The sequence below is a fragment of the Pseudomonas fjordensis genome (genome assembly GCF_976987115.1).
Genome location: NZ_OZ336860.1, coordinates 4,147,346 through 4,160,511 on the forward strand (window position 1 = coordinate 4,147,346; position 13,166 = coordinate 4,160,511).

Genomic DNA, 13,166 nt, shown 5'->3' on the forward strand with positions numbered 1-13,166 from the left:
AGCGCCTGTGCAAAGTCGAAGAATCATCCAGGCAAAAGCGCGTTTCTGCGCTTACGGCCGTTCACTGAGTGTCAGCGCTCAATGAGGAGGTTCCTGACCAAGTACAAGATTTCGTGACAGCCCACAGGGGCAGCGTCAGAGCAACGCGCTGGCTAGCATCCCAATCGCCACCACCCCACACAAGCTGGCGAACCCCACTTGCAACACCCGCGCGGGAATCACCGAACACAACCGCCGTCCCGCTAACATGCCGACGACACTCGCGCCAATAAACACCCAGCCCACCGGCTCGATGCTCACGCCCGCATGAAACGCACCGGCCACGCCGATCAGCGACAGCAGGCTGACCACCATCAAGGAAGTGGCGACGATCCCACGCATCTGTACGTCGGTCAGTTGCTTGAACGCTGGCACGATCAGGAAGCCGCCGCCCACGCCCAGCAAACCCGACACGGCGCCGGTCACCGAGCCCAACGCTGCGAGGGTGGCGCTGCATTTGGCGGTCCAGGCCAGGCGCCCGGTCTGCTGGTTGAGCATGCAATTCTTCTGGCCCCACGACGCCGCGCCATGGTCACTCGGCCCGGCTTCGCGCTTTTCCCGTTGCAGCATGCGCCAGGCCACCAGCACCATCAGCGCGCTGAACAGGCCCATCAGCACCGGTTCCGAGAGTTGGTGGGCGACGAACACGCCCAACGGCGAAAACAGTGCACCGAGCAAGGCGATCAGTAGTGCCGCGCGGTAACGCACCAGGCCATGGCGTAAACCATCGATGGCCCCGACCGCTGCCGCCGCACCCACCGCGAGCAATGACACGGGCGCGGCCTGGGTCATGGTCAAGCCCAGCCCCAGCACCAGCGCCGGCACCCCGAGGATGCCGCCGCCCGCGCCGGTCAGGCCCATGACCAGGCCCATCAATACCCCTAACAGACTGGCGAGCAGCATTCAGTCCACCTTGCTCAGGCGGGTCAGCCACTCGCGGCCCTTGAGCATGCCGTTCCAGTAGAACCACGGCAGCAGTGTGGCCTTGAGGAACCACATCGAACGGCGTGCCCGAGTTGGATCGAGAGGAAAAGTCGGCAGCAACTTGCCGCCGTAGCCGAACTCGGCCAGCACCACCTTGCCCTTCTCCACCGTCAGTGGGCAGGAACCGTAGCCGTCGTACTTGAGCGGCAATGGCGCCTGCTTGCGCAGGGCCAACAGGTTTTCGGCCACCACCACGATTTGCTTGCGCACCGCTGCCGCCGTCTTGGCGTTGGTGGTGCCGCATACATCGCCCAGGCCAAAGACGTGCGGGTAGCGCAGGTGCTGCAGGCTGTGGGGGTTCACTTCGCACCAGCCGGCGGCATCGGCGAGCAGGCTTTCGCGGATAAAATCCGGGGCGACCTGCGGCGGTACGACGTGGAGCATGTCGAAGGTTTTCTCTTCGACCGTCGCGTTGCCTTCGGCGTCCTTGACTTCAAACCAGGCTTTGCGCGCCGGGCCATCGACTTTCACCAGGTTGGAATTGAACGCCAGGCGCGCGTTGTATTTTTCCACGTACTTCATCAAGGGCGGCACAAAGGTCGGCACACCAAACAACGCGGCACCGGCCAGGTTGAATTCGACGTCGATGTGTTTGAGGTTGCCCTGCTTGAGCCAGTGGTCGCAGGACAGGTACATGGCTTTTTGCGGCGCGCCGGCGCATTTGATCGGCATGGCCGGCTGGGTGAACAACGCCTTGCCGCCCTTGAGCTGCTGCACCAACTGCCAGGTGTACGCGGCGTGTTCATAGCTGTAGTTGGAGGTGACACCGTGTTGGCCGAGGGTGTCTTGCAGGCCTTCGATTCTTTCCCAGGCCAGGCGCAGACCGGGGCAGACGATGAGGTTCTTCCAGGTGACGCGCTGGCCACTGTCGAGCACCAGGGTGTTTTCATCGGGCAGCACTTCGCTGACGGCGGCCTGCACCCAGCTGACGCCATTGGGTAGCACATCGGCCAGGGGCCGGCGGGTCTTTTGCAGGTCATAGGCGCCGCCGCCGACGAGGGTCCAGGCCGGCTGGTAGCAGTGGTAGTCGCTAGGTTCGATCAGGGTGATGTTCAGGTGCGGGTCGCGCTTGAGCAGGCTGGCCAGCAGGCCGATGCCTGCCGAGCCGCCGCCGATGACTACGATATCGCCACTGATGGTGGGTCCCCAGTGTTGTTCGGTCATTGTCTACTGCCTTTTTGAGTCAATGCACACAAGGGTCGCTGCCGGATGGCGTCACGCCCAGCTTTTTATGACCGCGCCGCAATACAGCCCGGACAGGGTCTTCATCACTTGAATCACTTCGTGGCTGGCCAGCCCGTAAAAAATGTATTTGCCTTCCCGACGGGTGGCGACCAACCCTTCATCGCGCAAGATGCCCAACTGTTGTGACAGGGTGGGCTGGCGTACGCCGGTCAAGGCTTCCAGCTCGCCGACGTTGCGCTCGCCTTGGGTCAACTGGCACAGGATCAACAAGCGGTCTTCATTGGCCAGGGCCTTGAGCAAGGCACAGGCCTTGGACGCCGACGCACGCAACTGGGCGACCTCGCCCTCACTCAACGTAGATTCCATTTGCCTCGGGTCCTTTATGTCACTTAAGCTCAAAACATTATGTGTAAACGTAAACTGATTGTAACCACTTTTTTCTTCAGCACTTTTTCCTAACAGAGGCGGCCGCCATGCCAGCGTTGATTCAAGCCTTTCTGGATGACGCATCGTCGACCTACACCTACATCGTCTATGAAGCCGATGGCGGCCCTTGCGCCATTGTCGACTCGGTGCTCAATTACGACCCGGCGTCCGGGCGCACCGACACCGTCCAGGCCGACAAGGTGATTGCCTTTGTGCGAGAGCATGGCCTGCACGTGCAGTGGCTGCTGGAAACCCACGCCCATGCTGACCACCTGTCCGCCGCGCCCTACCTGCGCCGCACTTTGGGCGGCAAGATCGCGATCGGCGAATCCATCAGCAAGGTGCAGGGTGTGTTCAAGAACCTGTTCAACCTGGAGCCGGAATTTCGCGTGGACGGCTCGCAGTTCGATCACCTGTTTGCGCCGGATGAAATCTTTCACATCGGCAACTTGCAGGCCCAGGCACTGCACGTGCCCGGACACACCCCCGCCGACATGGCCTATCTGATCGACGGCCGCTTGATCCTGGTGGGCGACACCCTGTTCATGCCCGACGTCGGCACCGCCCGTTGCGACTTCCCTGGTGGTGACGCACGGCAGTTGTACGCGTCGATGCGCAAGCTGCTGGCGTTCCCTTCAGACACCAAGCTGTACGTATGTCATGACTACCCACCCGAAGGTCGAGAGGCGAAGTGCCAGACCACCGTGGCGGAACAGCGGGCGAGCAATATCCATGTGCATGACGGCGTGGATGAAGCGGAGTTTGTAGAGATGCGCACCCAGCGCGATGCTGGATTGGGCATGCCGACGTTGTTGCTGCCGGCGATACAGGTGAATGTGCGAGCGGGAAATATGCCGCCGGCAGAAGAGAACGGCGTGACCTACCTGAAAATCCCCCTCAACCAACTCTAGAAGCACAGCGTTGTAGCGATCAACGGTAACCACGATGCGAAGCGAGTCGCTCTTGCTCTGCTTTTGATCTTAGGCGCCCCGTCAAACCACGCTGGCCGGAATTCGACAGGGATTTGGGGGGTAAACCGGCAGGGATGCCGGTTTAGCCGCCCCGCGCCATGGATGGCGCGTGGCGGCGGCCCCCCAAGTCACTGGCGGATTACGGGCACACCGAGCCTAAGCGAGGTGCCGAGTGGTGGGGCGAGGACCTTTTGGTTACTTTTGGGTCCTTCCAAAAGTGACCCGCTGTCAGAGCGGAACCCTAAGTGGCCGTTACCGCAGCAATGGATATGTACACAATCCAACCGTGTTGACTGTTAAGCCGCCTTCGCGAGCAAGCCCGCTCCCACAGTTGGATTGCGGGGGTGTCAGGTACATAGGTGTCGGCTGGCAGGCCGTCATCGCAGGCAAGCCAGCTCCCACAGTTGGATCGTGGAGTGTCAGGTAGATTGACGTCGGCTGGCACGCAGGCAAGCCCCACATTTTGCCCCGTATTGAATCAGGAACCCAGACTGATGCCGTTGGCTGGCAACGGCAACGCCGTTTTGTAGCGCACCTGCTTCAAGGCAAAGCTGGAGCGAATGTTCGCCACCCCCGGCACCTTGGTCAAAAAATCCATCATGAAACGCTCCAGCGACTGAATCGTGGGCACCAACACGCGGATCAAATAGTCCGGGTCACCCGCCATCAGGTAACACTCCATCACCTCCGGCCGGTCCGAAATCGCCCCTTCAAATTGCTGCAGCGCCAGCTCGTTCTGTTTCTCCAGGCTTACATGGATAAACACATTCACGTGCAGCCCCAGTAAATCAGCGTCCAGCAGCGTGACCTGCTCCCGAATCAACCCCAGTTCTTCCATCGCCTTGACCCGGTTGAAACACGGCGTGGGCGACAGGTTGACCGAGCGGGCCAGGTCGGCATTGGTGATCCGCGCATTCTCCTGCAAGGCGTTGAGAATGCCGATATCGGTACGGTCCAGTTTGCGCATGAGACAAAATCACCTGCTTATTATGTTTATGCAGTTTTTTTATCCGCAAATGGCCGGCGACGCAATGAAACAGAGATAAATATTCTTCTACGCCACGCCTATGATTGTTGTAGGGCAAGATTTCTTCTACCCGAAGACTGACTGTCAGCTAGCGCGCCCACTACAAGAAATTCACAAGATAGAGCGTAGAAAGCCATGACCCAGCCGTATGCACCGCTGCGCCTGCACGTTCCCGAACCCTCGGGCCGCCCAGGCTGCAAGACCGATTTTACCTACCTGCGTTTGACCGACGCCGGCCTGGTACGCAAACCCGCCATCGACGTAGAGCCGGCCGACACCGCCGACCTGGCCAAGGGCCTGATCCGCGTGCTCGACGACCAGGGCCAGGCGCTCGGGCCGTGGGCCGAGGGTGTCTCCACCGAGATCATGCGCCGCGGCATGCGCGCCATGCTCAAGACGCGCATCTTCGACAACCGCATGGTGGTCGCCCAGCGTCAGAAAAAAATGTCGTTCTACATGCAAAGCCTTGGCGAAGAAGCCATCGGCAGCGCCCAGGCCCTGGCCTTGAACATCGACGACATGTGCTTCCCCACCTATCGCCAGCAAAGCATCCTGATGGCCCGCGAGGTGCCGCTGGTAGACCTGATCTGCCAACTGCTGTCCAACGAGCGCGACCCGCTCAAAGGCCGCCAGTTGCCAATCATGTATTCGGTCAAGGAGGCGGGTTTCTTCACCATTTCCGGCAACCTTGCCACCCAATTCGTCCAGGGCGTGGGCTGGGGCATGGCCTCCGCCATCAAGGGCGATACCAAGATCGCCTCGGCCTGGATCGGTGACGGCGCCACTGCTGAATCGGACTTCCACACCGCCCTCACCTTCGCCCACGTGTACCGCGCGCCGGTGATCCTCAACGTGGTCAACAACCAGTGGGCAATTTCCACCTTCCAGGCCATCGCTGGCGGTGAAGCCACCACCTTCGCCGGACGCGGCGTGGGGTGCGGCATCGCTTCCCTGCGCGTGGACGGCAACGACTTTATCGCCGTGTATGCGGCCTCGGCCTGGGCTGCCGAGCGTGCGCGCCGCAACCTGGGGCCCACCCTGATCGAATGGGTCACCTACCGCGCCGGCCCGCACTCCACCTCCGATGACCCGTCCAAGTATCGCCCCGCCGACGACTGGAGCCACTTCCCCCTGGGCGACCCGATTGCCCGCCTCAAGCAGCACCTGATCAAGATTGGCCAGTGGTCCGAAGAGGAACACGCGGCGGTCAGTGCCGAACTTGAAACCGAAGTGGTCAAGGCGCAGAAGGAAGCCGAACAGTACGGCACCCTGGCCGGTGGCCAGATTCCAAGCGCCGCGACCATGTTCGAGGATGTCTATAAAGAGATGCCGGAGCACTTGAAGCGCCAGCGTCAAGAGCTGGGGGTGTGACATGAACGACCACAACAACAGTATTGAACTGGAAACCGCCATGACCACCACCACCATGACCATGATCCAGGCCCTGCGCTCGGCCATGGATGTGATGCTTGAGCGTGACGACAACGTGGTGGTGTTCGGCCAGGACGTCGGCTACTTCGGCGGCGTGTTCCGTTGTACCGAAGGCTTGCAGACCAAGTACGGCAGCTCGCGGGTGTTTGACGCGCCCATCTCGGAAAGCGGCATCGTCGGTGTGGCCGTGGGCATGGGCGCCTATGGTTTGCGCCCGGTGGCGGAAATCCAGTTCGCCGACTACGTCTACCCCGCCACCGACCAGATCATTTCCGAGGCGGCGCGCCTGCGTTATCGTTCGGCCGGTCAATTCACCGCACCACTGACCATGCGCATGCCCTGCGGCGGCGGTATCTATGGCGGCCAGACCCACAGCCAGAGTATCGAAGCGGTGTTCACCCAGGTTTGCGGCCTGCGCACGGTGATGCCGTCCAACCCCTATGACGCCAAGGGCCTGCTGATTGCCTCCATCGAGAACGATGACCCGGTGATCTTCCTCGAGCCCAAGCGCCTGTATAACGGCCCGTTCGACGGCCACCACGACCGCCCAGTAACGCCGTGGTCCAAACACCCCCAAGCCCAGGTGCCGGACGGTTACTACACCGTGCCTCTGGACGTGGCCGCCATCGTGCGTCCAGGCTCGGCTGTGACCGTGCTGACCTACGGCACCACCGTGTATGTGTCGCAAGTCGCCGCTGAAGAAAGCGGCATCGACGCCGAGGTCATCGACCTGCGCAGCCTGTGGCCGCTGGACCTGGAGACCATCGTCAAGTCGGTGAAAAAGACCGGCCGTTGCGTGGTGGTGCATGAAGCCACGCGCACCTGCGGCTTTGGTGCCGAGTTGGTCTCGCTGGTGCAAGAGCATTGCTTCCACCACCTGGAAGCGCCGATCGAACGCGTCACCGGTTGGGACACCCCCTACCCGCACGCGCAGGAGTGGGCGTATTTCCCAGGGCCGTCCCGAGTGGGCGCGGCGTTGAAACGGGTCATGGAGGTCTGAATGGGCACGCACGTTATCAAGATGCCGGACATTGGCGAAGGCATCGCGGAAGTTGAATTGTCGGTATGGCATGTAAAGGTCGGCGACCTGGTGGTTGAAGACCAGGTGCTGGCGGACGTAATGACCGACAAGGCGATGGTGGATATTCCGTCGCCGGTCCATGGCAAGGTGATTTCTCTGGGCGGTGAGCCGGGTGAGGTCATGGCAGTGGGCAGTATTTTGATCAGCATTGAAGTGGAAGGCGCAGGCAATACCAAGGATGTGCCGGTGGTTGCCGAACCTGCGAAGGTCGCCCCGCCTGTGGCAGAAGCCAAACCGGTACAAGCGCCGGTAGAAAGCAAGCCCGCAGCAGTAGTGAAAGCACCGCAAGCCCCCGTGGCCCGTGAAGCCAGCGAACGCCCATTGGCCTCGCCTGCCGTGCGCAAACACGCGCTGGATGCCGGGATTCAACTGCGCCTGGTGCAGGGCACCGGGCCTGCGGGGCGGATTCTGCATGAAGACCTGGAGGCTTACTTGCGCCAGGACCCGGCAACGGGTGCCAGCGCCGCCAACCCGTATGCCGAGCGTACTGACGAACACCAGATCCCGGTGATCGGCATGCGCCGCAAGATCGCCCAGCGCATGCAGGACGCCACCCGCCGCGCCGCGCATTTCAGCTACGTGGAAGAGATCGACGTCACCGCCCTCGACGAGTTGCGCGTGCACCTCAACGAGAAGCACGGTGCGACACGCGGCAAGCTGACCCTGCTGCCGTTTATCGTGCGGGCCATGGTTGTCGCCTTGCGCGACTTCCCGCAGATCAACGCCCGTTACGACGACGAAGCCCAAGTCATCACGCGCCTCGGCGCCGTGCACGTGGGCGTCGCCACCCAGAGCGACGTGGGCCTGATGGTGCCGGTGGTGCGCCACGCCGAAGCTCGCAGCCTGTGGGGCACTGCCGAAGAAATCGCACGTTTGGCCAATGCCGCACGTACAGGCAAGGCCAGCCGTGAAGAGCTGTCCGGTTCGAGCATCACCCTGACCAGCCTTGGCGCTCTGGGCGGCATCGTCAGCACGCCGGTGCTGAACCTGCCGGAAGTGGCCATCGTCGGCGTCAACCGCATTGTTGAGCGGCCGATGGTGATCAAGGGCCAGATCGTGGTGCGCAAGATGATGAACCTCTCCAGCTCCTTCGATCACCGCGTGGTCGATGGCATGGACGCGGCGCAATTCATCCAGGCCATTCGCGGCCTGCTCGAACAACCCGCCAGCCTGTTCCTGGAGTAAGGGCATGACTCAGACATTGCATACCACGCTGCTGATTATCGGCGGCGGCCCTGGCGGTTATGTGGCGGCGATTCGCGCAGGCCAGTTGGGCATCCCGACCATCCTGGTGGAAGGCCAGGCACTGGGCGGCACCTGCCTGAACATCGGCTGCATTCCCTCCAAGGCGCTGATTCATGTGGCCGAGCAGTTCCAGCAAACCGTGCACCATAGCCAGGGCTCGCAGCTGGGCATTGAAGTGGATGTGCCGACCCTGGACATCCGCAAGAGCGTGGAATGGAAAGACGGCATCGTCGACCGCCTCACCACCGGCGTCGCCGCCCTGCTGAAAAAACACAAGGTGCAGGTGATCCATGGCTGGGCCAAGGTCATCGACGGCAAGACCGTCGAGGTGGGCGAGCAGCGCATCCAGTGCGAACACCTGCTGCTGGCCACCGGCTCGAAGAGCGTCAACCTGCCGATGCTGCCGATTGGCGGGCCGATCATCTCCTCCACCGAAGCCCTGGCACCGACACACGTGCCCAAGCGCCTGATCGTGGTGGGCGGTGGTTATATCGGCCTGGAGCTGGGTATCGCCTACCGCAAGCTCGGTGTCGAGGTCAGTGTGGTCGAGGCTCAGGCCCACATCCTGCCGGCCTACGACGCCGAACTGACCCTGCCGGTGGCTGAATCCCTGAAGAAACTCGGCGTGAAGCTGTACCTGGAACACAGCGTCACCGGTTTTACCGACGGCAAACTGCAAGTGCGTGCGCCCAGCGGCGACACCTTGGCACTGGACACCGACCAGGTGCTGGTAGCCGTAGGGCGCAAACCCAACACCCATGGCTGGAACCTCGAAGCGCTGAACTTGGATATGAACGGTGCGGCGATCAAGATCGACAGCCGCTGCCAGACCAGCATGCGCAACGTGTACGCCATCGGTGACCTCAGTGGCGAGCCGATGCTGGCGCACCGGGCCATGGCCCAGGGCGAAATGGTTGCCGAACTGATCAGCGGCAAAGCCCGCGAATTCAACCCGGCGGCAATACCCGCGGTGTGCTTTACCGACCCGGAACTGGTGGTGGTCGGCCAGACCCCGGACGAGGCCAAAGCTGCCGGCCTGGACTGCATCGTGTCGAGCTTCCCGTTCGCCGCCAATGGCCGGGCCATGACGCTGGAGTCCAAAGCCGGCTTCGTGCGGGTGGTGGCGCGGCGTGACAATCACCTGATTGTGGGCTGGCAAGCCGTGGGGGCTGGGGTATCCGAGCTGTCGACCGCGTTCGGCCTGAGCCTGGAAATGGGCGCGCGCCTGGAAGACGTGGCCGGCACCATCCATGCCCACCCGACCCTGGGTGAAGCGGTGCAGGAAGCCGCGCTGCGGGCGTTGGGCCACGCGTTGCACCTGTAAAAACACAACCCCTGTAGGAGCGAGCTTGCTCGCGAAAATCGCCAACGATAACGCGGGCCAGCAGATTAAACGCGGCGCCTTTGCGTTCTTCGCGAGCAAGCTCGCTCCTACAGGGGATGCGAACAGCCCTGTGAATGCAGTATTGTTCGCCCATCCAGAAAAAAATCCGACTTGACCAGAGATAGAGGGTGTCATGGGTAACGAGAGCATCAATTGGGACAAGCTGGGTTTTGACTACATCAAGACCGACAAGCGGTTTCTCCAGGTCTGGAAAAACGGCGAATGGCAAGCAGGCACCCTGACCGACGACAATGTGCTGCACATCAGCGAGGGCTCCACTGCCCTGCATTATGGCCAGCAATGCTTCGAGGGCCTGAAGGCCTACCGTTGCAAGGACGGTTCGATCAACCTGTTCCGCCCGGACCAGAACGCCGCCCGCATGCAGCGCAGCTGTGGCCGCCTGCTGATGCCACAAGTGCCGACCGACGCGTTCATCGACGCGTGCAAACAAGTGGTCAAGGCCAACGAGCGCTTCATCCCGCCGTACGGCAGTGGCGGCGCGCTGTACCTGCGCCCGTTCGTGATCGGCACCGGTGACAACATCGGCGTGCGTACCGCGCCGGAATTCATCTTCTCGGTGTTCTGCATCCCGGTCGGTGCCTACTTCAAGGGCGGCCTGGTGCCGCACAACTTCCAGATCTCCGGCTACGACCGCGCCGCGCCGCAAGGCACCGGTGCCGCCAAGGTTGGTGGCAACTACGCCGCCAGCCTGATGCCAGGTTCAGAAGCGAAGAAATCCGGCTTCGCCGACGCGATCTACCTGGACCCGATGACCCACTCGAAAATCGAAGAAGTCGGCTCGGCCAACTTCTTCGGGATCACCCACGACAACCAGTTCATCACACCGAAGTCGCCTTCGGTATTGCCAGGCATCACCCGCCTGTCGCTGATCGAATTGGCCCAGACCCGCCTGGGCCTGGAAGTGGTAGAAGGCGAAGTGTTCATCGACAAGCTGGACCAATTCAAGGAAGCCGGCGCCTGCGGTACCGCTGCCGTGATCTCGCCTATCGGTGGCATCCAGTACAACGGCAAGCTGCACGTGTTCCACAGCGAGACCGAAGTGGGCCCGATCACCCAGAAGCTCTACAAAGAGCTGACCGGTGTACAGACCGGTGACGTGGAAGCGCCAGCGGGTTGGATCGTCAAGGTCTGATAGCCACAAAAGCCAGCTACACCACAAAACCCTGTGGGAGCTGGCTTGCCTGCGATAGCGATCTGTCAGCCAGCATATTGGCCACAGACACACCGCTATCGCAGGCAAGCCAGCTCCCACACTGGTTTCTGCGCCTTCAAGAGCGTGGCGCAATATTCTCGGCAATCTTCTTGCCCATACTGATCCTCGGCTCCACCCCATACCCCAGCGCCTCATAAAACCCCACCACCACGTCATTGCCGCCGGTGATCTGCAGGTTGATCTTCATGCAACCCAGCGCCGTCAACGCCTGTTCGGCATAGCGCACCAGCGACGATCCCAGGCCATGGCGCCGATAGTCGGCATGTACCGCCACCGAATACAACCAGCCACGATGGCCGTCATAGCCGGCGAGGATGGTACCGATCACAGCTTTGTTGTCGGTGGCAACAAAGAACAACCCGTCATTGACCGCCAGTTTCTTATCAATCGCCAGGCTCGGCAGGTTATGGGCCGTGTCATAGCCAAACGCCTGCTGCCATAACTCAATCACTTGGGCACGATGCTCACGGTCGCGATACGGCCCGATGGGGTGCCGGGACAACAGCACCTTTTCCATCACCAACGTGCGCTCGTTGCCGTGGTACACGTCACGCACGTTGTGAAAGCCCAGCTTGGCGTAGAAGGCTTGCGCCGTCAGCGAGGACGGCACGCTCAAGACCGTCACGCCGGCTTCACGGGCGCGCAGTTCGATCTCGATCATCAATAACCGGCCGATGCCCTGCCCTTGCAGCGCCGGGTTGACGAACACCGAGCGCACCACATTGCCATCAAGCGCCGCCGTAGCGACGATCAGTTGAGCCTGAGTTGCCACTAACACCACACGGCGCTTGAGCAGTTCCAGCACGGCGTCGGGTGTAAAGTTACGTGCCACTCGAGCAATCACATCCGCCGGGTAGTCCTGCGCATTGCTGCTGTGCAAGGCGGCCAGGATGACCTGGCTAATGCCCTCGGCATCTGAAGGTTGGGCAAGGCGAACAGCGGTAGACATGGTTCCTCCTGGCTGACAGCGATAACAATCACCACAATACCAATGTGGGAGCTGGCTTGCCTGCGATAGCGGTGTGTCAGCCAGATAAATGGGGCTGACACACCGCTATCGCAGGCAAGCCAGCTCCCACAGTTTGATTGCATTTCAACTTGGCAGCCGATTCGGCTGCGCCACTCCCGTTTTCAGCTTTCTTGGCTGAGCCACCCCGCTGTTTCAGCCGGGATCCTTTCCCCACAACGGACAAAATAGCGGCACAAGATCCCCAACGGACCCGTGCCCCCATGCAAACCACCAACACCGTCCTGATGATCCGCCCGGCGCGCTTTGCCTTCAACCCGGATACCGCGATCAACAACCGTTTCCAACGCCCGCCGCTGGACCCGCTCAGTGCACAGCACAAAGCGCTGGAGGAGTTCGACGGTTATGTCGACACCCTGCGCCAGCACGGCGTGGAGGTACTGGTGGTGCAGGACACGCCGGCGCCCCACACGCCCGACTCGATCTTCCCTAACAACTGGTGGAGCAGCCATGCCGACGGCAGCCTGGTGCTGTACCCCATGGAGGGCCAGAACCGCCGACTGGAGCGCAACAAGGGCGTGCTGCAAGTCCTGGAGCAACGCTTTGCGATCAACACCACCATCGACCTCAGCCACCTGGAACAACAGAACATCTTCCTGGAAGGCACCGGCAGCATGGTGCTCGACCGCCAGCACCGCATCAGCTACGCCTGCCATTCGGGGCGCACCCACCACGCGGCGCTGCGCCAGTTTGCTGAACGCCTCGACTACCAACTCTGCGTGTTCCACGCCCTGGACCGCCACCAGGCCCCCATCTACCACAGCAACGTGATGATGAGCGTTGGCCGCGACCTCGCGGTGGTGTGCCTGCAAGCCCTGCCCGACGACAGCGAGCGCCTGGCCCTGGAACGCTCCCTGCGTGACACCGGCAAGGACATCCTCAGCCTGGACTTCGACCAGCTGGAAGCCTTCGCCGGCAACATGCTGGAGGTCCACGACCGGGACGGCCAGCCGTTGCTGGTGATGTCCGCCAGCGCCTGGGGCGCCCTGCATCCGGCGCAGCGCCAGCACGTGGAGCGCCATACGCGGCCAGTGGTGGTGAATATCGACAACATCGAACGCATCGGCGGCGGCAGTGCCCGCTGCATGCTGGCCGAAGTGCATCTTCCGGCCCGTCCCTCATTTCAATAAGG

At 61.9% G+C, this 13,166-nt stretch carries 13 protein-coding genes; 8 read left to right on the plus strand and 5 right to left on the minus strand.

The genetic code is table 11. From position 1 onward, the window contains the following. Nucleotides 1–135 precede the first annotated feature (135 nt). The 3 genes from ACWHXD_RS18585 to ACWHXD_RS18595 are packed head-to-tail and all read right to left on the minus strand — an operon-like array spanning nucleotide 136 to nucleotide 2,574. Nucleotides 136–942 (minus strand): sulfite exporter TauE/SafE family protein, encoded by an 807-nt coding sequence (locus ACWHXD_RS18585; RefSeq protein WP_138763081.1) that lies wholly within the window; start codon nucleotides 940–942, stop codon nucleotides 136–138. Then, nucleotides 943–2,187: an NAD(P)/FAD-dependent oxidoreductase gene (locus tag ACWHXD_RS18590; protein WP_138763080.1), complete on the minus strand. Its 1,245-nt coding sequence runs from the start codon at nucleotides 2,185–2,187 to the stop codon at nucleotides 943–945. It abuts the gene before it with no gap. A gap of 51 nt (nucleotides 2,188–2,238) precedes the next feature. Beyond that, nucleotides 2,239–2,574 carry an ArsR/SmtB family transcription factor gene (locus tag ACWHXD_RS18595; protein WP_003174875.1) on the minus strand — a complete coding sequence of 112 codons (336 nt, stop codon included), beginning with the start codon at nucleotides 2,572–2,574 and terminating at the stop codon, nucleotides 2,239–2,241. A gap of 107 nt (nucleotides 2,575–2,681) precedes the next feature. On the opposite strand from ACWHXD_RS18595, the gene ACWHXD_RS18600 reads away from it, so the two are divergent. After that, the gene (locus tag ACWHXD_RS18600; protein WP_138763079.1) at nucleotides 2,682–3,545 is read left to right on the plus strand and encodes an MBL fold metallo-hydrolase; all 864 of its coding nucleotides are present in this window, start codon (nucleotides 2,682–2,684) and stop codon (nucleotides 3,543–3,545) included. A 538-nt stretch (nucleotides 3,546–4,083) separates the two neighbouring features. Here the strand turns inward: ACWHXD_RS18600 and bkdR are convergent. Next, nucleotides 4,084–4,572 (minus strand): Bkd operon transcriptional regulator BkdR, encoded by a 489-nt coding sequence (bkdR, locus tag ACWHXD_RS18605; protein WP_003174877.1) that lies wholly within the window; start codon nucleotides 4,570–4,572, stop codon nucleotides 4,084–4,086. A gap of 195 nt (nucleotides 4,573–4,767) precedes the next feature. Here bkdR and ACWHXD_RS18610 point away from each other — a divergent pair, with 195 nt between their 5' ends. Genes ACWHXD_RS18610 through ACWHXD_RS18635 form a run of 6 tightly spaced genes read left to right on the plus strand, consistent with a single transcriptional unit; the run spans nucleotide 4,768 to nucleotide 10,926 of the window. Further along, complete coding sequence (locus ACWHXD_RS18610) at nucleotides 4,768–6,003, plus strand: 3-methyl-2-oxobutanoate dehydrogenase (2-methylpropanoyl-transferring) subunit alpha (protein ID WP_032896469.1); 1,236 nt, start codon at nucleotides 4,768–4,770, stop codon at nucleotides 6,001–6,003. A 1-nt stretch (nucleotide 6,004) separates the two neighbouring features. Further along, the gene (locus ACWHXD_RS18615; protein WP_003192306.1) at nucleotides 6,005–7,063 is read left to right on the plus strand and encodes an alpha-ketoacid dehydrogenase subunit beta; all 1,059 of its coding nucleotides are present in this window, start codon (nucleotides 6,005–6,007) and stop codon (nucleotides 7,061–7,063) included. Then, nucleotides 7,064–8,329, plus strand: a complete 1,266-nt coding sequence (locus tag ACWHXD_RS18620; RefSeq protein ID WP_032896467.1) for a dihydrolipoamide acetyltransferase family protein — start codon at nucleotides 7,064–7,066, stop codon at nucleotides 8,327–8,329. It begins immediately after the preceding gene. Nucleotides 8,330–8,333: 4 nt separating this feature from the next. Beyond that, nucleotides 8,334–9,713 carry a dihydrolipoyl dehydrogenase gene (gene lpdA / locus ACWHXD_RS18625; protein ID WP_138763078.1) on the plus strand — a complete coding sequence of 460 codons (1,380 nt, stop codon included), beginning with the start codon at nucleotides 8,334–8,336 and terminating at the stop codon, nucleotides 9,711–9,713. A 25-nt stretch (nucleotides 9,714–9,738) separates the two neighbouring features. Further along, nucleotides 9,739–9,888 carry a hypothetical protein gene (locus ACWHXD_RS18630; protein ID WP_161952169.1) on the plus strand — a complete coding sequence of 50 codons (150 nt, stop codon included), beginning with the start codon at nucleotides 9,739–9,741 and terminating at the stop codon, nucleotides 9,886–9,888. Nucleotides 9,889–9,906: 18 nt separating this feature from the next. Next, nucleotides 9,907–10,926: a branched-chain amino acid aminotransferase gene (locus ACWHXD_RS18635; RefSeq protein ID WP_003192309.1), complete on the plus strand. Its 1,020-nt coding sequence runs from the start codon at nucleotides 9,907–9,909 to the stop codon at nucleotides 10,924–10,926. Between the two features lie 136 nt (nucleotides 10,927–11,062). On the opposite strand, the gene ACWHXD_RS18640 is transcribed toward ACWHXD_RS18635, so the two are convergent. Then, on the minus strand, nucleotides 11,063–11,956 hold the full coding sequence (locus ACWHXD_RS18640) for a GNAT family acetyltransferase (RefSeq protein WP_499084406.1): 894 nt from the start codon (nucleotides 11,954–11,956) through the stop codon (nucleotides 11,063–11,065). A gap of 281 nt (nucleotides 11,957–12,237) precedes the next feature. Here ACWHXD_RS18640 and ctlX point away from each other — a divergent pair, with 281 nt between their 5' ends. After that, nucleotides 12,238–13,164: a citrulline utilization hydrolase CtlX gene (gene ctlX, locus ACWHXD_RS18645; RefSeq protein WP_057974965.1), complete on the plus strand. Its 927-nt coding sequence runs from the start codon at nucleotides 12,238–12,240 to the stop codon at nucleotides 13,162–13,164. Nucleotides 13,165–13,166 lie beyond the last annotated feature (2 nt).